This window comes from Vibrio sp. SBT000027, from assembly GCF_963894355.1.
GTDB classification, from domain to species: Bacteria; Pseudomonadota; Gammaproteobacteria; order Enterobacterales; family Vibrionaceae; genus Vibrio; species Vibrio splendidus.
This window is the reverse complement of the sequence record NZ_CAWQGD010000001.1, coordinates 1,384,369-1,405,630: the sequence shown is the minus strand read 5'-3', so window position 1 is coordinate 1,405,630 and position 21,262 is coordinate 1,384,369. Positions and strand designations below refer to the sequence as shown.

The following is a 21,262-nucleotide window of genomic DNA, read 5'->3' as shown; positions in this document are numbered from 1 at the left end:
TGGAATCGTGAACGCACAAACTAAAAAACACCCAGTAAAAACCGAGCTTTTCGCTTCAAAAGCACCACTAGAGTGGGCAATCGTTAATAACGGCACTCTATACACAGCGCAGATTCCAATTGATGAAACTGGCGCAGTAGTAGAAGGCGGTATCGAAGCGCAAACGCGTCAGACTTTTAACAACCTTGTTCATACGTTGGAGTGTGCAGGCGAATCTATGGATTCAGTGCTGCAAGTTCTGATTTACGTGACAGACCGTGAATATCTAAAAACGGTCAACAGCGTATACGGAGAATACTTCAATGCACCTTATCCAAACCGTGCTGCGGTCGTCGTTGCAGGGTTAGCAAGAGAAGAAATGTTGGTTGAGTTCGTGGTTTACGCATCAGCCTCTCAACCTGAATAAAGATACTGTGAACTGAGGCAATTTGCGGATTAAAGCTATTTGTCTGTAAAGATCTTTATTGATACAAGCGTCTTGGTTCAGTTTTAGATACAAGATTTAAACGTTATTTCTTATATAAATTAACGTTTTATTCATTAATCAGATGGTTGCCAGGCTCAAACGCAACCTAACCGTTACAAGGACAGAATGATGACTCAATTACAGAATGTTCAAGCAGAAAACGCACTTTACATTGGCGGCGAATGGCAAGCGGGTGTAAGCACCGTTGCGAACATTAACCCATCAGATATTTCTGAAAACATCGGTAACTTCGCACAAGCAAGTGCTGACCAAGTTCAACAGGCGATTTCAGCGGCGAAGCACGCTCAACCAGAGTGGGAAAAAACGCCGATTGAACGTAAGCAAGCAGTACTTCAAGCGATTGGTGACGAGCTGATTGCACGTTGTGATGAGCTAGGTACGTTGCTTTCTCGTGAAGAAGGTAAGCCTTTTGCTGAAGGTCGTGGCGAAATTTACCGTGCAGGTCAGTTCTTTCAGTACTTTGCGGCTGAAGTGCTTCGTCAAATTGGCGACAACGCAGAATCAGTACGCCCAGGTGTTTCTGTAGAAGTGACTCGTGAAGCGGTGGGTGTTATCGGCATCATCTCTCCTTGGAACTTCCCGACAGCGACTGCTGCTTGGAAAATCGCTCCAGCGCTTGCTTTCGGTAACAGCGTTATCTGGAAACCAGCAAACCTAACACCAGCAAGTGCGGTTGCGTTAACTGAAATTATCCACCGCCAAGGCATGCCAGCAGGCACGTTCAACCTTGTTCTAGGTAGCGGTTCTAAAGTAGGTGATGCACTGATCAACTCTAAAGAAGTGAACGGTGTGAGCTTTACCGGTTCTGTTGATACAGGTCGTAAGGTTGCGGCTGCTACAGCGCCAAACTTCGTTCGTTGCCAATTAGAAATGGGCAGTAAGAACGCACTTGTGGTTGCAGATGATGCTGATATCCAAACAGCTGTTGATGCGACTATCGCAGGTTCGTTCTCTGGCGCAGGTCAAAAATGTACAGCATCTTCTCGTCTAGTGGTTATGGATGGCATTCACGACCAATACGTTGAAGCACTGATCAAGCGTATGAGCGAGCTTAAAGTGGGTCACGCACTAGAAGACGGCGTATTCATGGGCCCTGTTGTCGATGGTAACCAACTTGAAGCAAACCTAGGTTGGGTTGAGAAAGCACGTCAAAGCGGCGGTGAGCTAGCATTTGGTGGTGAACGCTTAAGCATGAAACACGAAGGTTTCTACATGTCTCCAACGCTGTTCTTGAATACTAAGAACGATTGGGAAGTGAACCAAGAAGAAGTGTTTGCACCAATGGCAAGCGTGATTCGTGTCGCTGACTTAGAAGAAGCTATCGCGACAACAAACGATACTCGCTTTGGTCTAACGGGCGGCATCATTACTCAAAGCCTACGTACTAGCGCAATGTTCAAGCAACAAGCGCAAACAGGTTGTGTGATGGTGAACCTACCAACAGCAGGCACCGATTACCACGTACCGTTTGGTGGTCGTAAAGAGTCTAGCTTCGGTCCTCGTGAGCAAGGTCAATACGCGAAAGAGTTCTACACAGTGGTGAAGACAGCTTACCAGCGTCCTTACTAAGCAGCTTTCTATATAAGAATTGGATAGCTGAAGATATTAAGTCTCTAACTATCCAGCTATCGAATTGGCCTGATTCACAGAGTCAGGCCAACATCCAAACCCAATTACGCTCAATCAATGTAGATTTCAAAGACTGAGCACCCAGTAAGTGATTTAACCCATTTTTGAAAACATGTTATTTGAGCGTGTTTTCAAAACCGAGCTAGAACACTGAGCTTTCAATAGGAGTGGTTATGTACCAGCAACGGATTGTTATAGATGGATTGCAATACTGCAATTGGAATAGAGAATATTTCCAAACACTAAAGGCGAGCGGCATTACAGCAGTTCACGCTACCGCGGTTTACCACGAGACAGCTCGTGAAACCTTATCTCGCTTTGCTGAGTGGAATCTAAGATTCGAGCAAAATGCAGATATTATCATGCCGATTCATTCAATGGCTGATGTTGAAACTGCAAAAGCGACAGGCAAAGTCGGCATTTTTCTAGGTGCTCAAAACTGTTCGCCAATCGATGATGAGATTGGTCTTATCGAAGTGATGCGTCAGCAGGGTCTTTTGATCATGCAGCTTACTTACAACAACCAAAGCTTACTGGCGACGGGTTGTTATGAGCAGAACGACACAGGCATCACGCGCTTTGGTAAGCAAGCAATCGAAGAGATGAACCGAGTAGGCATGATCATCGATATGTCTCACAGTGCTGAGCGTTCAACGCTTGAGGCGATTGACCTGTCTTCTCGTCCTATTTGTATCAGCCACGCGAATCCTACGTTTGCTCATGATGCATTACGAAACAAATCAAACGATGTGATTAAAGCCCTAACCGCACGCGGTGGCTTAATCGGATTCAGCTTATACCCATTCCACCTACCAAATGGCAGCCAATGTACGTTGGAAGATTTCTGCCAAATGGTTGCAACGACTGCTGACATGGTTGGCGTTGAACACCTAGGTATTGGTAGTGACCTATGCTTAAATCAACCACAAGCCGTTCTTGAGTGGATGCGAAATGGTCGTTGGTCTAAAGCCATGGACTATGGCGAAGGCTCTGCAAACAACTCAGGTTGGCCAGATGCGCTGCCTTGGTTCTGTGGTAGTGCGGGTATGGAAAACATCTATAACGGATTGATGCGCCATGGTTTCAGCGAGTCTGAAGCTGGGCAAGTCTTGGGAGAAAACTGGTTTAACTTCTTGAAAGATGGCCTAGAGCCTCAAAGCAAGGGTTAAGTGTTTTTTCACTAGCAATCATCGAATTAGCAGCCTTCTAATAAACGTTCATTTAGACGTGCTGTTTTAACCAATTTCACTATTCAAAAGGAACAACGGTCTATTTCGCAACGCGGTAACCCAAACATGGATTAGCCTGCCCAACACAAAAAACAATAGGGCAGGTGTTAAATACACCTCTTGTAGTCATCATTAAAGTGATAGCTGCAAAGAAACCTCTGGAGTCAGAGTATGTCTGATTTAACCAATAGCGTGAAATCTTCAAACGTAAATGCGGGTCAAGCAAACACAGCAAGCAAAAATACACAGTCTGAATCTACTTCAGACAAATTAGGACTAACCAACCCAGCACTATGGTACAGCGGCGGCTTTATTGCTCTGTTCGTAGCCCTTGCTTTGTTTGATGGCGAGCTATTATCAAGCCTAGTAAACACGGGTTTTGCTTGGTCTGTAAAAGTGTTCGGTCCTTATTGGCAAATGCTTCTTCTTCTGACTTTTCTTATTGGTCTTGGCCTAGCGGCAGGGCGAACAGGCAAGGTTATCCTAGGTGGCATCGATAAGCCTGAGATGGATGGCTTTCGCTGGATGGCAATCATCTTCTGTACACTACTTGCGGGTGGCGGCGTATTTTGGGCGGCAGCCGAGCCTATCGCGCACTATGTGAGCCCACCTCCGTTGTATGGCGCACAAGAAAATGCACAACAAGGCGCGGTGAATGCTCTATCACAATCATTCATGCACTGGGGTTTTCTTGCATGGGCAATTGTTGGTAGCTTAACGTCTATCGTGGTTATGCACCTTCACTACGACAAAGGCTTACCGCTTAAACCTCGTATTCTTCTTTACCCTGTATTGGGTGAAAGAGCTCTGAAAGGCCATACAGGCGCATTGATTGATGCATGTTGTATTGTTGCAGTAGCAGCGGGCACCATCGGTCCGATTGGCTTCTTAGGCTTGCAAGTCAGCTACGCTCTAAATGAACTGTTTGGTATTCCAGATGGCTTCACGACTCAGCTAATCATTATCTTGTTCGCTATCGTGCTTTACACATTGTCTGCATTAAGTGGTCTTAATCGCGGAATGCAAATGCTAAGCCGTTACAACGTAATTTTAGCAATGGCATTGATGGTCTACATCCTTATCTTCGGACCAACGAACTTCATCTTCAATGGCTACATCCAAGGTGTAGGCAGCATGATAGATAACTTCATCCCAATGGCAACATACCGTGGTGACGAAGGTTGGTTGAGCTGGTGGACAGTATTCTTCTGGGGTTGGTTCTTAGGTTACGGCCCAATGATGGCAATCTTCATCGCACGTATTTCACGCGGCCGTAGTATTCGCCAGTTGGTTTCAACCATCAGTCTTATTGCACCGTTCGTAACATGTTTCTGGTTCACCATTGTTGGCGGTTCTGGCCTTGCGTTTGAAATTGCAGACCCAGGCAGCGTAAGTAAAGCGTTCGAAGGCTTTAATTTACCTGGCGCGCTACTGGCAGTAACTCAGCAACTACCAATGCCAATGCTTATCTCTATTCTGTTCTTGATCTTGACGACGATCTTCATCGTAACGACAGGTGACTCAATGACTTACACCATCAGTGTGGTAGTCAGTGGTGAGACAGAGCCTAACGCAATTATTCGTACTTTCTGGGGTGTGATGATGGGGGTAACAGCATTGATTCTGATTTCCCTAGGTTCAGGCGGAATCTCTGCGCTGCAATCGTTCATTGTAATCACAGCGGTACCGGTGTCCATAATCTTACTGCCATCGCTTTGGAATGCGCCTCAAATCGCAATCAAGATGGCGAAGGAACAAGGTTTTTAAAGAACAGGTTTTTTAAAGACCAGATTTTTGAAAGAAAAGGGCTCTGTAAGACAAGAGCTCTGTAAAACAAGAAACTGATCAAATAAGAAAAATCAGCCTTCGAAAGAAGGCTGATGCAAAAATTCCGAAAGGAACAGCAAAACCGTACTGGTGAAGATACACCGGACGGCAAAGTATTTAGGTCAATCGATCTAGTCAGGACAAATAATAAGGGGCGAGCTCGCTTGCCCCACATAACGTGAAAGCTAACCAGCATACTGTAATAACGAATGCTTCAAATGACGGCAACGATCGGTTCTGAATGGCTAGCAAAATCCTATAACTATAAGGTGGTGAGCAAAATGGATGCACATCGTTCTACCTACACTGAATCAGCATTACGTGACGCAACGGTTGTCATGGCACCGGAAAGGCTAGGTGCGATGCACCAAACACGCATCAGCTTCGTGAGAACTCTGATTCGTAAAATGGCGCAGCAAGAGTGGAAAGTGACCAAACATGAGTGGCAATTAGACGCTCAAGGTTTTGGTCATGTTATCTATAAGCTAGCGACGCCAAACCATGTTTATCATTTGGTTGTTTTTTGCGACGAAATTGCAGATGACGAACGAAATGACCGTGTAATTGCTGAAAAGTGGGACGTAACGTTTGCGCTTGTTCTTGGTGATGTTGATGTCACCCTACTTGAAAGACTTCGTGCGAATGTACCGCTTCAAGAAGCCGGCCGTAATCCAAATAACGTACTTGTTTTAGCGCGTGCAAACAAAAGTGTACGTGTGTTTGAACACATCGTGAGTCACTTGGCGAAAGGTGTTCAACCAACGCCAAAAGAACTGGCTGAAGTAGGCTACATCCTACGAACCACTGCCGTTTATGGTAATGGCAAATTTGGCATTGCAGACTTTAAAATCTTAGAGAAAAATGAAGATTTTAATCAGTCATTTAGTGCGCAAATGTGTGCAGTTTATATGCTGCGTGAGTTCAGCCTAGATTGGGTTCATTACCTAGCCGAACAACAGGGCGGTGAACAAGCGATTACCTTGCATCGAGGATTACAACGTTACCTTGGTGTTGGTAATGCGACTGGTTTAGGTATGGCGCCATACCTGATTAACCACCCTAGTATTGTCGATCAGTGGATGACAACCCGTGAACATGCATTGGCGGACGTGTTGTCCAGTCAGACTGATACGGCGTTGATCGAGCCACTACGTACCTTAGTTAAAAAAGCGATTTGTCATTTAGAACAAGTCGTTACCATCAATGAAACACAGCAAGAGCTGAACAAAGCCGCTGTTGATGATTTGAAGCACACAGAACAATCATTAGAAGCTTCTGTCAGCCTGTGCGATACATGGGCACAGTTAGTCGAACAATCTAAGCACATGAGTATGGAAGCCCAAGAAATCCTTATCTCATGCTTGATGGAATTGTACCCAGAATTAGTGGACGCCCATCAAGAGCAAATGAATTGCAGCGAAACACTGTCGCTTCCTAGCGGCAAAAAGATTCAAGACCTTCTGGTTGTACTAGAAGAGAAGTATCGCTGGGCGATCACGACCGACTTTACTAAAGCAGAAAACAACTACTGGTTCTGGTATCGCTCTCAAGACAAAGAAGAGCCAAGACTCGGTGTTCGAGGTGAAGAGCTGGGTGAAGAGCGTGAACTGCCGTTGGATATTGGCCGTCAAGCTTACCGTTTGTACCATGCTTTATTGCAATTCGCGCCTGAGCTTTCATTGGCTGAGTTCCTTGTTAAACAGCCGCAACACCGTGCAATTGCGCGCCGTGTGTGGACGCTAGGTAACAAAGCGATGGGCGACATTCAAATGAATGTGCTGCATCAAGATTCGCCACCAATGCACTTACTGCGTTGTAAGCTAGCAATGTTTGGTGCGACTAAGTTTGATCCTCGCTCAGACCGTTGGGTACGAGTAACGTTTTTCCAAGGCGCACCGCTGCTTGATGAGATTCATCAGGACGAATGGGTGTTCCCAATATTACCAAGTGAAGCTGAACTGTCTGGTTCGCAAAATGTTTCAATTCACAGCACAACGGCGAAAGGCCAACATGGAGGTAAATCGTTATGATCGTTTCTCACAATGAACTGGTAGCGGCCGTCAATAAAGCCTTTTTAGGTATGCGTCGTACATGTGGTGAAGCTGATGTGATAGCGAACATGGTGGCAGATTTACAAATGGTCGGTTTGGATGGTGTTCGTCATTTTAACAGTGCGAGCAATTTCATCGGGCTAGAAGACGACCGCCCTGTCGATATTCAAGTACGCAGTGATAATACGGTTGAAGTCGACCTGCACAAGGCGAGTTTGGCGTGTCATCTTCCTGTGATTATGGACTACTCGATTGAAAAAATGGTTGGTAAGAAGACGCTGAAAATTGAGCTAAATAATTGCCACAACCGTTGGTTGGCGTATAGCGAGCTTGTAAAACTGGCTGCGAAAGGTATCGCGTGCATGGCACGTTGGGATAACGGCTCTAACCCTAAGAGCACTTTGTATGTGCTTAATCGTGGTTGCGTTGCACCAGAACTGTTTTTATCAGATTTGCCACTGGCATCGGTCGAACATATCCACAATATGACCATCGAACTTTCCGTCCAGGATTTCGATATCGAACGTTTGTCAGATGGCTACCAAACACACATTGAATCGGAAGCGCTTTTTAAAACTCAAGAGAAAGCATGGAACGATGGCATTGAAGTGGATGATGGAGAGTGGGCGGCACTGAAAGAGACCGCTACCGCAATCCTAGTTCAGAGCAGCGAACGCTCGACTCAAGGTGCCGGTGAACTGACGGCTTCGTAGTCGCTAGATTTATTAGGTTCATTAGAACTAACAGGTTCGATAGATTAACGGCAAATAAGCGAGTTAGTTTATCAACACAGATAAAACCAAAGAGCTTAACGTATCCTCACCTCGTTAAGCTCTTTTTATTTGCCTCGCGCTTTGGATTTGCTTTACCTCATTCTTTTGCTCTCTCGCTGGGTCAGCCTCTTCTAAACTGACTGTTTTGACACACGTTGTTACCCGTTGAGAGGTAATTGAACAATTAAACGAAGCACGTTCACATTCATGTTAAACAAACGGTTTCATTTACAAGCTACTATGCGTATCTTGCTCATAAGGGTGCCAAAGGGCGCCATTTTTATTCGTACCAATGACTTTAGAATCAGATAAAAAGGAATGAAGCGTGCAAGCTAACTTTATTGATGGAACCACCCTGTATCGTCAGCACTCTTTCGAGTTGCCACTTGATTATCAAGCCAAAGATGGACAACAGATCCAAGTCTTCGCACGTGAGCTGGTTGATCTCGCTAAAGATGCGCAAGAGCTGCCGTGGTTGATCTACTTTCAGGGCGGCCCAGGCTTTCCTTCTCCACGTGTTAGCGGGCAATCGGGTTGGTTAAAGCGTGCATTGCAAAACTACCGTGTTCTGCTTCTGGACCAACGTGGTACAGGCAACAGCACGGTTATCAGTCATGAAACGTTGGCGCACCTTTCTCCAGAACAACAAGTCGAGTACTTAACGCATTTCAGAGCCGACAATATCGTTCGTGACGCTGAAGCGATTCGTGAGCAGTTTGGTGTTAAACAATGGTCTACGATTGGCCAAAGCTTTGGTGGCTTCTGTACACTGAGCTATTTGTCACTGTTCCCACAGAGCTTGCAACGTTGCTACGTGACGGGCGGTATTCCTTCTATTGAACGCGAAGCTGACGATGTTTATCGTGCGACTTACAAGCGTGTCGAAGATAAAAACAGAGTCTTCTTTGCTCAGTTCCCACAAGCACAAGCTATGTGTCGCGAGATCTCTGATTACCTGCTCAACAACGATGTGAGACTGCCAAACGGTCAGGTGTTTACAGTTGAACAGTTCCAGCTGATTGGTATTAACCTTGGTGGCGGAGAAGCGAATCTGCCGATGTATTTCACATTGGAGAGTGCGTTTGTAGAAGTGAACGGAAGCAAGCAGTTAAGCTACAGCTTCTTAAATCAAATGCAGCAAGAGCAGGGCTACCTAACGAACCCAATCTACGCGATTTTGCATGAATCGATTTACTGCCAAGGTGCAGCGTCTAACTGGTCTGCACACCGAGTACGCGAGCAGTACCCACACTTTAACTACCAATCGGGTAGCGAGTTCTGGTTTACCGGAGAAATGGTGTACCCATGGATGTTCGACCAACTAGAAACGCTGAAGCCATTACGTGAAGCGGCAAACATGTTGGCTGAGAAATCAGATTGGGGTTCTTTGTATAACGCAGAGCAACTGAGCAAGAATACGGTTCCGATGGCATGTGCGGTTTATGCGGATGATATGTATGTAGAGCTGGATTACAGCCGTGAAACGCTAGCCAATATTCCAAACTCAAAAGCGTGGATCACTAACGAGTACGAACACAATGGCTTGAGAGTCGATGGCGAAAGAATTGTCGATAAACTAATGACGATGGTTGAAGCGTTAGAAAACCTGCCAAAATAATTAGACGATTTACGTTAAAGCTGTTTACGTTAAAGCTGTCTACGTTAAGAGCTATGTACGTTAGAGGCTATCTACGTTAGAAACAAGAAAACGCTGCATCCGTGCAGCGTTTTTTTTATGTCATCAAACTCTGTTTTTCTCAGTATCGTATTGATAACTAAAGCGAGTAAAGCAGAGAATTTAAGAACCGGGAGGGATAGTTCCTAAACTCATTAAGGTTGGATGACGATATCTTGATTCTCAGTAGTAGATAAGCTGGCGCGGTTCTGTTCGATAAGTTGAGCCGCATAAGAGGGAGTCACAGCTTGAATTTCGCCTTTTGAACGAATGGTTAGTGCTTCCCACGCATGATCACGGTATTTGCCTGTTTGTGTATATTCAATAAGTACTCTCATGATTCTTCCATCCGATGTGTGGTTAACGTGCTACTAACATTAGCGCCATTATTGTGGTTACACACCTGTTAAAAATGGAACATAAGATTAACCAAATGAGAATGCGTGTAACTTGAAAAACAGGCCCAACTGCACTTAACCGTACTTATCATAACTAACGACGTTTATCGTAACTAACGACGTTTATCGTAACCAACCGTCCTTATCGTAAATAGCGTCCATAAAAAACGCTGCACAATGGCAGCGTTAAAGTTGAGATAGGTTGAAGGTTGTTTAGCTGTTTTCTAAGCCAACAATCTTGCGTGCAGACATCACTGCACTATCCAAGTCGGTCAATCTACCAGCACTTGCTGGACCAAGAACTGATGAATATAAAGCCAACTGCTTCTCAAATGATAAATCTAATTGGTTATATAGATTTTGGCGGATTTGAGCGTGTTGCTGTGGCTTTGCGCTCGACAGGCCTTCCAACGTATCGTAGATGAGTGTAGTTGTATCCATAACTGTCCTTAGTACATCTTTAGAAAATTTTGCATATTATGCACTTGGTGTCATCTTTGTTCTGCGAGATTGATCGCATTATGTGCAGCTCTGCTTAATTGTGTAATCAGTTAGTTACAATTGTGTTGTACGGAAAAGTGTCGAAAACTCGGGTTATGGCAAAAAGAAAAGGAGACGCACTGGTCTCCTTTGGGTTTATTAATCAATATTAAAACTTACTTGCTACTTGCTGAGCTAATCAAATACGTCGAGAACCTAGCGAATGTTAATGTTCTTATCTCGATTTTCGTACATTTCAGGTGTGGTGTGTAACCCTCCGGCATAACCTGCAGCTTCAAGTGTTTCTCTTACCTCTCGTACGTGCTCCGCCGTTACTGGTTCCTCTCTATCTCCAAGGTGCAATCGCACGAAGGTGATCAACTCAGCCAACCTTTGATCCGACAGCACATCTTCAAAGCTTGCCATTGGCATGAAGTTTCTGTCTTTGTCGAGATAGGTGGGTTGTAGGCCGCGCACAGTCACCGCAATAGTGTTAAATGGGTCGCTGTGCATGATAATGCCGTTATTCAATAGCGTAGGGGCGATAGGGTCGCGACCTTTACCATCGTCACCATGACACGCTCCACAGGTTTGACGATACGTGGTGTAAATATCAGTCGCGTAAGAGTCTTCATCAAACCCTTTAGGTTGCAACTGAACTGCATCACTGGCAATAGTGTTGTTGATGTCACCACTGAGTAGGTAATAGGACATCGACTCGATATCTTCACGCGTCATCAAGCTGAGGCTGTTTTTTACTACGTCTGCCATGCCCGCAAAAGCAGTACCTTTGTCTGAGTGACCCGTGTGTAAGAAATCGGTCAGTGTCGCTTCGTCCCAACCATCGACATACAGTTCATTGGCCGTGATATCGGGCGCATTCCAACCGTCAATCAAGTTACCTTGGAAAATACGTTCTGGTATCAGAGCTTGCGCAATGTTTCTTGGTGTGTGGCATTCCGAACAGTGACCAAGTCCCGCTACCCAATATTTGCCTTGTTGCCATTTCTCAACGTTTTCGACTTCCGTTTTAAGCTCTTCAGGCACTTGGTAGTCAATCGGATCGGTATCCATGAAGACGATATTCCAGCCAAGCAAACCTAAGCGAATGTTGGATGGAAACATCATGCTGTTGTCATCATTGCGTCGTGGCACGGCGGTGATTGACTGCATGTATTCCCACAAATCGACCATGTCTTGGTCGGTGAGGTGCTGATATGACGTGTACGGCATAGCAGGGTATAGATAGCCGTTCTTACCCTTGCCTGCGACTAACGCGGCTCGGAAATCATCAAAGTCATAAGTCCCAATCCCTTCGGTGGTGTGTGGAGTTATGTTGGTTGAATACACGGTGCCGAAAGGGGTCACAAACGGTAAGCCGCCAGCAAAGGGTTCGCCACCTTCTGCACTATGACACGCGACACAGTCACCGGCATAAGCGAGGTATTCACCACGTTCAACAGACTGAGCTTCTAGGTTCGCGAGTCTTTGTTGCTGCTCTGAGCCCGCATGTCTAATGTAAGCACCCAGTGCGAGTATTTCGTTCTCGGTGAGCTGCTTATCAAACGCAGGCATTAGGTTGTTCAAGCCTTTGTTGATAGTGTGTTGTATCTCTTCAATACTGCCGCCGTGCAACCAAATATCGTCTGAGAGATCAGGCACGCCAATCTCTGGGTTCGCAACAGAACCATCAGCGTGACAAGACGAGCAGTATTTTACAAACAGCTCTTTGCCGACTTTAACTTTTACTTCTGGAACATCGGTATGGCGTTGATTGAGGGAAGCTAAGTAGTAAGAAACCTTAGCCACTTCATCGGGGCGCATGATTTCGCTCCAACCCGGCATTGCACCGTTCCGACCTTTGGCGATCGAATGAATCACAGCTTCATCACTGCCACCGTAGAGCCACTCTTGGTCTATCAGGTTAGGGAAGTGCTTTTGTCCCTGAGCGTTATCTCGGTGACAAGCGGCACAGTGAGTTTGGAACAGAATCCTACCGCTGTTCACGATCTCTGGGACTGCAGCTAATCCCTCTAACGTAGCTTCGCTGGTTTGTGCAAATTGTTCATTGAGAGTGGTGGATGGTGAACTGAGCTTATCATCGCTTTGTTCCCAATCGACTAACCCTTCCCATTCGCCAAGCCCGGGGTAAAGCACTAAATAGCCTGCAGACAAAAGAAATGCCACTGCATAGCTTACAAATAACAGCTTAGGCGGAGGCGCATCTTTCTCTTCAATACCATCAAAGGTGCCAATGGTGTGGTCGTGATCGGCCTTGTGATTGCTACGCCAGTATTTAACGACAACAGACACCATCAGAATAAAGAATATTAAGGTTAAGAGTACCGCCCATAGATTCCAGAATGTGCTCATTGTGATACCTCCTGTGACGTATCTTTACCCAGGCTTTGTAAATAGCGAATCAGCGCTTCACCTTTGGTTTTGCCTCTTACTTGTAATCTGGCGTCGCCAATTTCTTGATCGGTATAAGGCACACCTAAGGTACGTAACACTTCCATTTTTGCGCTGATATCATCGCCTGTAAGCGTTTGTTCAAACAGCCACGGGTAAGAGGGCATGATCGATGTAGGAACGACTTTTCTAGGATCAGTTAGGTGAATAACATGCCACTGGTCAGAATACTTTCTACCTAAGTTAGTGAGGTCAGGGCCGGTACGTTTAGAACCCCACAAGTTAGGAAATTCGTAAATATCGTCGGCTTCTTTATTCGGGCGACCATTACGTTTCACTTCCGGCTCTAGAGGGCGAACCATTTGGGTGTGACACACATGGCAGCCTTCACTGATGTAGATGTCTCGCCCTGCCAACTCAATCGGTGTGAGTGGCATTGCTAAACTGCCTTTGGCAATATCGTCTCCGCGGACAATGCTTGGCACTACCCAGACCAACAAAGAGAAGGAGGCAACGACAACGGTGGTCAAAATTAAAATGACGATTGAATGTGTAAAGTCTTTACTCATCATTTAAGCCCCCTCATTAACGGTGTGTCTAGCGTCTTGTACTACTGGCATACGAACCGTTTTGTACAAGTTGAATGCCATTAAGAACAATCCAAGTACAAACAGTGCACCACCAAAGAAACGCATGAATAGCCAAGGTGCTTTAAAGTCCATCGCTTCTACAAAACTGTAAATGAGTTCTCCATTTTCATTTTGAGCGAGCCACATATAACCTTCACCGATGCCTGCGATCCAAAGTGCTATCGCATAAATGGCGACGCCAGCATGAGCGAGCCAAAAGTGCCATTTAATCAGTCGTCGTGACCAAAGATCGGTTTGGCCCCATAAGCGTGGAATGAAATAGTAAAAAACCGCTATCCCTGACATTCCAACCCATCCGAGAGCAGCGGAATGTACGTGACCGATGATCCATTCGGTGTTGTGTGCCACCATGTTGAACCAGCGAATAGCGAGTAGGGGACCTTCGAATGTCGCCAAGCAGTAGTAAAGAATTGCTGAGAAAAAGAATAAAAGAATGTAGTCGGACTTCAGCTTTTCTTTGTTTTGCAGGAGGGTCATTGCGCTATTGAACGCACCGGCCCAAGAAGGGAGCCACAATATCAATGACATCACGATTCCGATGTTCTGAATCCAGATAGGAACGGAAGAATAAACCAAATGGTGCGTTCCGGCCCATGTGTAAAAGCCGACCAAGCCCCAGAAGTGGATCACAGACAACCGGTAGGAGTAGATAGGTCGATCCGCCGCTTTGGGTATGAAATAGTAATTCATACCAATCACACCTGCGGTTAGTAAGAAGCCGACGGCATTATGTCCCCACCACCACTGAACAATCGCATCTTGAGCGCCTGCAAACACAGAGTAGGACTTCATCGCCAACACTGGCATCGCGAGGTTGTTCACGATGAAAATCATTGCAACGACGATGATGAAAGCAGCAAAGAACCAGTTAGCCACGAAGATGTGACTGACCTTTCGTTTAGCAAGGGTGCCAAAGAACAACACCGCATAAAGCACCCAAACCAGCACGATCACTAAGTCGATTGGCCATTCAAGCTCTGCATACTCTTTTGAGCTGGTGTGGCCTGCGGGTAAGGAAATGACCGCAAGCAATAGAATAAATTGCCATCCCCAAAATACCATCCATGAAAGGCTTTTATTGAACAACTCACAATGGCCTGTTCGCTGGGCAATGTACAAAGATGTCCCCATCAAGATATTCACGACGAACCCGTAAATCACCCCAGATGTATGTAGCGGGCGCAGTCGACCAAACTGGAAATATTGAGAATCGAAGTTTAAGACTGGCCAATACAATTGCGCGGCGAGAATCACCCCGATGATCATACCTACGATTGCCCACACTAAAGACGCGATGATGAAGTACTTAACGACCTTAATGTTGTATTGCGGTGTCACTTGTTCCATAACAAGGCTCCTTGCCTAAAGCTTTTATTCGCTGACTGAATTTGATTCGTTGAGTGAGTTTGAATCGTTGCCGAGCATTGAATAGAAATAGGAAATGTCGCGGATGTCTTGGTCTGAAAGTGTGTCGGCTTGTTGCTGCATGAGAATTGCCAAACCACTGGTTCTTTCCCTTGTCTGATAGTCTTTTAACGAGGAAATGAGATATCCCACCTTTTGACCGCGAAGGTTCGGGTAGGGGTCTTGCGTTGAGATGCCATCAACGCCATGGCAGGTCATGCACACCTTTGCTTTCTGCTTACCTAACTCGAATTGTTCTTGATTAACGTCAGCAGAAACAGGAAACATGACCAACGTCATTACTAGGGTTAAAAGTGTCGTCATGGGGTTAAATTTTTTTATATTCAAACTCATTCTCGATTCCCTTGATTATGAAATGAGTAAGCTTTTTAAGAGCGACACACGATACCTGCTGGTGGAATAGAAGCGACAGATATCAGAAAAACAAGCTCTCAAAGCTGCTTACGTTCGATTAAAGGTTATGCAGCAACAAGCATTCTTGCTACTTACTGACTCATATTTATTGTTAATTTTGATGGTCAGTACGTATTCAGTGGCTGGATTGGATTACTCATTGCCTTTAAAAAACCGGGATTACTGGTATGAACGCTAATTAAAGTCTTATTTAGAGAAGGGTAAGGTGTTGTTCGCACCTGGTTACAGGAATGAAACGTTATCTGAGAAAGAGTCGAACTGCATCATTGAGAAAATAGGCAATGTCTAAGCAAGTCAAATGACCAATATGAACTAGACTCAATTTAGTGACCTTTTTAGAATGGAGTTTAAAATGAGAGCTGCACTTCTGTTTATACTTTCACTGTGTTCATTTTCTATTTTTTCAGCATCGGAACTCACAATATTCGATCACCTAGGGCAAAAGCATCAATTCAGTCGAGAACAACTGTTATTGCTTCCTCAAAAAGAAATATCCACCTCATTACCTTGGGTGGATGGAGAATTGGTTTATAGCGGTGTGGCCTTACAAACAGTGCTTGAAACAATGGATTTACCCATGGCTTCGCAAGTGACCTTTGTTGCACTAAACGACTATAAAATCGCGGTGCCCAAAGAAGACTTTGACGATTACCAGCCGATCATTGCGATTAAACAAAATGGCCAATTTATGTCAGTCAGAGAAAAAGGTCCGTACTGGTTGATATATCCACTTTCTTCGACTCCAGATATAGATAATACAGATTTCCATGCCAAGATGATCTGGCAGATACGCGATATTCATTTGTAAGGGCTTCGTATGAAAAAGCTGTTGTCATTGACTGCCATTAAAGTCGTCGTGTTATCTTTAGCGGCAGTGGTGCTCACCGTTAATATCTACAGTGTTACCCGCATTAACGATATTAATAAGAGTTTTTCTACCCGACAAAATGAGGCAACGTGGTTCGTTTTTCAATTGGTGAAAGAATACGCCAATTTCTTGATGGTAAGCCGTTCTGAAACCATTGATTATGATGAGTTATGGTTAGCGTACGATATTACGTGGAGCCGTTTTGATATATTGATTAACAGCACTGAGTCTTCCAATTTCATCAAGTCAGCAAACTTTAAGCCCTATTTTACAGCGGAATTTGATAAATTTAAGAGCTTGGAGCCCTCAATTAAACTGGTCAGCCAAGGGTTGTTGCCCAAGGAATCGTTACAGAAAAAGGTCGATATTTGCTACCACACTCTCGTAGATTTTATTAACGACAAATTTCGATTACAAAGCCCTGTGATCGAAGAAAATACCTCAATGGTTGATAACTTAGTGACAGTTCATCGGATCAGTAGCGTTTTTCTTGTTGGCATCTTGTTGTTGACTGGGATTATTTTTTATATGGATTTTTCTATCAAAAGAAAGCTCTACTCTACGGATTTTATTACAGGGTTTCGCAATCGAATTTCATTGATGAAATTTGTGAAAAATAGCTACTCGAAGGACAATAACTTTGATCTCTATTTTGTCCGTATCAGGAACCTTACCGAAATTAATCAAAAATATGGCCTTGAATATGGTGATCTTGTCGTTAGTTCGGCCGCTAAATCTCTGACCGCTAAGATACCAGAAAGTACCATTTCATTTCGAAGCAGCGGAAGCCAGTTCTTATTTTTTATTCCGGACCATTTGTACGCGAGTGATGAAATTCAGGACAAGTTTAACGACGTGCTCAGTGATTACATATCTGCGGGTAATTTGGAGCTAATGATTGATGCGGTAGTAAGGCACAAGAAGAACATAAGTTCCAAAGACATGATGGAGTTGTTGACTAGCATGCAAGGTTAATTTCTTAAGAATGTCTTAGTGTCTTAGTGTCTTAGTGTCTTAGTGTCTTAGTGTCTTAGACGCTTAGCTGCTTGGTACTGGCGAGTGTCGCACTTCGCAGTTGAATTCGGGGCTTAGCTTAGTAAATCTGATTGCTGATTGCTGATTGCTGATTGCTGATTGCTATTGCCTGCCAGTTCTTGTTAATGCTTTCCAGTTTCCTAGCTCTTGTTACGGCTTCCTAGCACTTGTTGATCTCCACCTTTATCTATCCTTCCTTATTATACCCATTTAATACTACAAGCCTTGTCCGTGCCAATGAACGTAGTCATTAGTTAGGTAGCGATTTTATTTGTTTACTTAGTGTCAGCCCCAAGATATTGAACGTGTATTGCGGCCGTAGATATTGGCTCATTTCAGACGTTATTACAGGTTTAAAAGGGGCGGGAAAGTGGCCGTTGTTAATTAAATAACATGACTATTAAATCGCATGGTAATTAAATCGAACATTTTTATTTATGATTAAGAACGACAACCCTTTCGTTAGTAGTTGGTTCTAAAAGGGCTTGCTGATCAAGAATAGTTTGAGGATTGTGGTCACGAGTAAATTCAATGAACTCAATGTAAGTGAGTGGTTGGCTGAAAAAATAACCCTGTATTAGGTCGCAGTTGGCTTTTCGAAGGTGATGATACTGTTCGAGAGATTCGACACCTTCGCCAACAACGAATGTGTCACAAGAGTGCCCTAAGTTAACCATAGACTCGACCATCTTGCGGTCAGCTTTGTCGTGGACGATATTATCGATAAAGCTCTTATCTATTTTAAGTTCATCGACAGGGTAGTGAAGAAGTTGGTTAAACGCCGTGTAACCCGTACCGAAGTCGTCGAGGGAAACTTTTAAACCTAAGCTTCTGATGCTCTCAATGGTCTGCACGGTAAGTTTGCTGCTTTTAACGTAACTGGTTTCGGTAATTTCTATAATGATGTTGCTTGGAGGAACTTGATAACGTTCGAGTACCTTTCGAATATTGTCGGCAAAGTTACGGTTGTAGAGCTCCATCGCCGAGATGTTAATGGACAAGGTGCCTTTATATTGGTGAATCTCTGCAAGCTCTTTATAGGTCTTGATTGCGGTACTAATGACCCACATGTCGAGCTTGGATATTAAATTACTTTTCTCTGCGACTGGAATGAACTCATCCGGCCCTGCCTTTATATCAAATAGAGCTGGGCAGCGAATCAGACATTCTGCTCCGTCGATCTGAAGTGTCTTAGCATTGAAAATAGGCATAAAGCGAAGTTCAAAGTTGTCACTCGCGCAGCACTCCAATAACCTTTTCTCGATAACATCATGTCTTTCAAGTGAATGAAGTAGTTCTTCGCCGTAAACAATCCGGCTCTCTCCGTCACTGTGATCCTTAGCATTAATCAACATCTCATCAATACACCGGTGCCATATCTCCTCGAACTTAGGGGTATCGACGGGTAGTACACCAGTTGCAATTGAAAGCCTGAACCCATAATAATCTAGGAAAGTCGTACCTGTTAGGGTGTTGTTAATGTTCTCAATTTCTTCGTTTATTGATTGGTGTTCACCCACTTCCAATATGGCAATGAATTGGTTTCCTCCAAGCCTTGCGATTGAATAGTCGCTGCAACTAAAACCGAAAGAGGATTGTTGATTCTGCAGGGTTTCTCTTAGTGTTTTAGCTAGACTAACGAGTACATTGTCGCCCACCTTTGCACCGTATAAATCATTGATTTTACGAAAGTCGATAATGTCCCAACAAACCAAGTAACAGTGTGGGCTCATTGAACTTTTTATACGTACATCGAGGTGTCGAATAAATGAGCGTCGGTTTGCTAATTTGGTTAATTGGTCGAATTCAGCTTCGAATTTCAATTCCGTTAGTGAGTCAATGTAGGCGTTCTTAAGTCCGTCGATCTCACTTTGTCCGGATGACCGTTTAAAGTATCTAAGTTTGAGTCCACCAATGGAGATTTCGTGTAACAAGTCTTTGAGTGGACGGACTAATTGGTAGCGTACGACCATGTGTACGATGAGCATAATAATGAATAATATCGTTAAGCCACCAAGTAAGGTCTCCTGAGCGATGAGGGATTTTTCGTGATTGAATTTCTTTTCACGAATATTGACTTGAGCGAGGAAGTGACGACTATTCATTTCGACTTTGATTCTGTCTTTGGTTTGTTCAAAGGACTTAATAACGAACTGTGTATTTTCAATATGTTCGGTATCCGATGACGGTTCAATCAGAAGTTGCATGTTGTCATCATCGTTGTATTTGGTGAGTAAGTTAGACAACTGCTTTAATGGACCGTCTGCAATCAATATGTATCGATTGACACTGTCATTTGCACGTTTGTCTTGTGGGAGTAAGTAAGGATCGATAGCTGCAACATAAGCGTATCTGAGCTCACCACTCACTGAGATATAAGAGAAGCCTTCATGAGATAGCTCGTTTTTATTAATCAACGAAGTATAGATGTCGAAGACTTTCTCATAGATGTTGTCGGGGATCTTTAACCCTTCGAAAGGGTCTGCTCGTAAAGTAGAGAGTGTTAATTTGAATTTAGGATCGACGACATAGATATTACGTTGACCAAACTGATTAACGTGACTCTGGTTTAAGACACGAAGCACTCTTTTTTCCAGCAGGGACAGGGTTGTGTAGTCACCCGGATTTTGAATATATCGCAAGAACTGTAGGGATGAGCCAATACCTTTTACTAGCAAAGATAAGCCCAGTTGTTCGTATTCAGCCGCCACGAGCGCGGTGTTCACATCCGATTGTACTTCGTCTAAGTACATGTGTTTCGCGTGGTTAGAGGCCAAGTTGTAAGTCACCATTCCGCCTATTGCAAATACGAACAACAAGGTAGGAATGAGCACAAAGTAGAGCTTCTTTAATACTGGCATTAATTATCTCAAACTGTCGACAATGCGGTTACGAATTTGAATGCTATTGGGTTCGAGTTGCTGATACAGATAGCTGCGTTCTAAGACCTCTTTGCTAGGGAAAAGCTCCAGATCATTTTGGTACTCTTGTGTCGTTAAGGCTTTTGCTTTTGAGCTTGGAGTTGCAAACCATGAATCCATTGCGTTTTGAGCTGCGATCTCGGGTTGCGACAAGAATGATAGAATCGTTGTTGCCTGTGCAGACAATTCTCCGTTATTAATCGCAGCAATGCACTCTAACCATAACGTGGTGCCTTCTTGAGGCACTGCGTAGGACCAAGAGGCATCAGGCTCCAAATCATTGAGTACATAACTGTCACCAGAATAACCGTAGGCAAGGTCGATGTTAGCAAGACGTTCGGGTTGGCGAATATAGTCGATGACGTATTCGTTGCTTTCTAGGTGTGGCTTTTGAGCTTGCAGGGTTTTATAGGCAACGCGAAGTTCCTGCTCATTATTGGTGAATGGATCAAATCGATTCGCTAACAGTGCAGTACTCACCAAATCCGTAGGTTCGTAATACATACTTATGCGGCCACTGCTGTTCGTGTCTGGTTCGAGAATAGCGTTCCAAGAGGCGGGAGTGTTTACTTTGTCACTTCGATATAAGATTCCGGCAGTCCCCCAAGCGTAGGGAATGCCATACTCGCCACATCCTTCAACCCACCGTGAATCTATGTTACCAGCAATGGATTGTTGTAACTCACTGAGATTATGAAACAGGTTCTGCTTGGCTAACGCATTGAGCTTTATACTTTCTATAATGACGAGCTCAAATGCGCCACGACGTTCGCTTAATAGCACTTCATCTCTGATCGACTCATCAGAAAAAAACTGCTGTTTCAAAGAAATGCCGTACGTGTCGCTCAGTTGGGTCACGACGCTATTGGATAGAAATTCATCCCAATTGTAGAGATAAATATCATTCTGTTGGCTAAACGCTGTGCCAGTTAAAAAGGATGATGACGCAAGAACTGAAACATAAAATGCTTTCACTGACGGATTCCTT

Annotated in this window: 17 protein-coding genes; 9 read left to right on the top strand and 8 right to left on the bottom strand. The window is 44.4% G+C overall.

The annotated features are described in order from the left end of the window. Positions 1-7 precede the first annotated feature (7 nt). The 7 genes from AACU28_RS05915 to AACU28_RS05885 all read left to right on the top strand — a co-directional run bounded on the left by AACU28_RS05915 (position 8) and on the right by AACU28_RS05885 (position 9,614). Complete coding sequence (locus tag AACU28_RS05915; RefSeq protein WP_004730412.1) at positions 8-406, top strand: RidA family protein; 399 nt, start codon at positions 8-10, stop codon at positions 404-406. 189 nt (positions 407-595) lie between these two features. Next, entirely contained in the window at positions 596-2,056 is a 1,461-nt protein-coding gene (locus AACU28_RS05910) for an aldehyde dehydrogenase family protein (protein WP_004730413.1), read from the top strand. Positions 2,057-2,289: 233 nt separating this feature from the next. Further along, positions 2,290-3,285, top strand: a complete 996-nt coding sequence (locus tag AACU28_RS05905) for a membrane dipeptidase (RefSeq protein ID WP_004730415.1) — start codon at positions 2,290-2,292, stop codon at positions 3,283-3,285. A gap of 231 nt (positions 3,286-3,516) precedes the next feature. Further along, positions 3,517-5,112 (top strand): BCCT family transporter, encoded by a 1,596-nt coding sequence (locus AACU28_RS05900; protein WP_017089921.1) that lies wholly within the window; start codon positions 3,517-3,519, stop codon positions 5,110-5,112. Between the two features lie 278 nt (positions 5,113-5,390). Further along, entirely contained in the window at positions 5,391-7,202 is a 1,812-nt protein-coding gene (locus AACU28_RS05895; protein ID WP_102566709.1) for a hypothetical protein, read from the top strand. Continuing rightward, complete coding sequence (locus tag AACU28_RS05890; protein ID WP_004730420.1) at positions 7,199-7,936, top strand: DUF3726 domain-containing protein; 738 nt, start codon at positions 7,199-7,201, stop codon at positions 7,934-7,936. Before AACU28_RS05895 ends, AACU28_RS05890 begins: the two co-directional genes overlap by 4 nt. Before the next feature lie 385 nt (positions 7,937-8,321). Continuing rightward, a complete protein-coding gene (locus tag AACU28_RS05885) occupies positions 8,322-9,614 on the top strand; it encodes an alpha/beta fold hydrolase (protein WP_065606048.1) in 1,293 nt (430 codons plus the stop codon). Between the two features lie 212 nt (positions 9,615-9,826). Here AACU28_RS05885 and AACU28_RS05880 read toward each other — a convergent pair whose 3' ends face one another. From AACU28_RS05880 to AACU28_RS05855, 6 genes are all read right to left on the bottom strand, one after another. Then, positions 9,827-10,009, bottom strand: coding sequence for a hypothetical protein (locus AACU28_RS05880; protein WP_004730424.1), 183 nt, complete (start codon positions 10,007-10,009; stop codon positions 9,827-9,829). 273 nt (positions 10,010-10,282) lie between these two features. After that, positions 10,283-10,510, bottom strand: a complete 228-nt coding sequence (locus AACU28_RS05875; protein ID WP_004730426.1) for a PAS factor family protein — start codon at positions 10,508-10,510, stop codon at positions 10,283-10,285. A 255-nt stretch (positions 10,511-10,765) separates the two neighbouring features. Next, positions 10,766-12,922, bottom strand: coding sequence for a cytochrome c (locus AACU28_RS05870; RefSeq protein ID WP_121602561.1), 2,157 nt, complete (start codon positions 12,920-12,922; stop codon positions 10,766-10,768). Continuing rightward, positions 12,919-13,533, bottom strand: coding sequence for a cbb3-type cytochrome c oxidase subunit II (locus AACU28_RS05865; RefSeq protein ID WP_004730430.1), 615 nt, complete (start codon positions 13,531-13,533; stop codon positions 12,919-12,921). The genes AACU28_RS05870 and AACU28_RS05865 overlap by 4 nt, the downstream gene beginning before the upstream one ends. Beyond that, entirely contained in the window at positions 13,534-14,958 is a 1,425-nt protein-coding gene (gene ccoN / locus AACU28_RS05860) for a cytochrome-c oxidase, cbb3-type subunit I (protein ID WP_121602560.1), read from the bottom strand. Between the two features lie 24 nt (positions 14,959-14,982). Continuing rightward, positions 14,983-15,369, bottom strand: a complete 387-nt coding sequence (locus AACU28_RS05855) for a c-type cytochrome (RefSeq protein ID WP_102534210.1) — start codon at positions 15,367-15,369, stop codon at positions 14,983-14,985. 421 nt (positions 15,370-15,790) lie between these two features. On the opposite strand from AACU28_RS05855, the gene AACU28_RS05850 reads away from it, so the two are divergent. Together AACU28_RS05850 and AACU28_RS05845 are read left to right on the top strand one after the other, a co-directional pair. After that, positions 15,791-16,258 carry a hypothetical protein gene (locus tag AACU28_RS05850; protein WP_017091205.1) on the top strand — a complete coding sequence of 156 codons (468 nt, stop codon included), beginning with the start codon at positions 15,791-15,793 and terminating at the stop codon, positions 16,256-16,258. A gap of 9 nt (positions 16,259-16,267) precedes the next feature. Continuing rightward, entirely contained in the window at positions 16,268-17,293 is a 1,026-nt protein-coding gene (locus tag AACU28_RS05845) for a diguanylate cyclase domain-containing protein (RefSeq protein WP_017082375.1), read from the top strand. A 491-nt stretch (positions 17,294-17,784) separates the two neighbouring features. Here the strand turns inward: AACU28_RS05845 and AACU28_RS05840 are convergent, their stop codons facing one another. Beyond that, positions 17,785-20,214: a putative bifunctional diguanylate cyclase/phosphodiesterase gene (locus AACU28_RS05840; RefSeq protein ID WP_121602559.1), complete on the bottom strand. Its 2,430-nt coding sequence runs from the start codon at positions 20,212-20,214 to the stop codon at positions 17,785-17,787. A gap of 3 nt (positions 20,215-20,217) precedes the next feature. Further along, on the bottom strand, positions 20,218-21,249 hold the full coding sequence (locus tag AACU28_RS05835) for an ABC transporter substrate-binding protein (protein ID WP_121602558.1): 1,032 nt from the start codon (positions 21,247-21,249) through the stop codon (positions 20,218-20,220). Between the last annotated feature and the right edge of the window lie 13 nt (positions 21,250-21,262).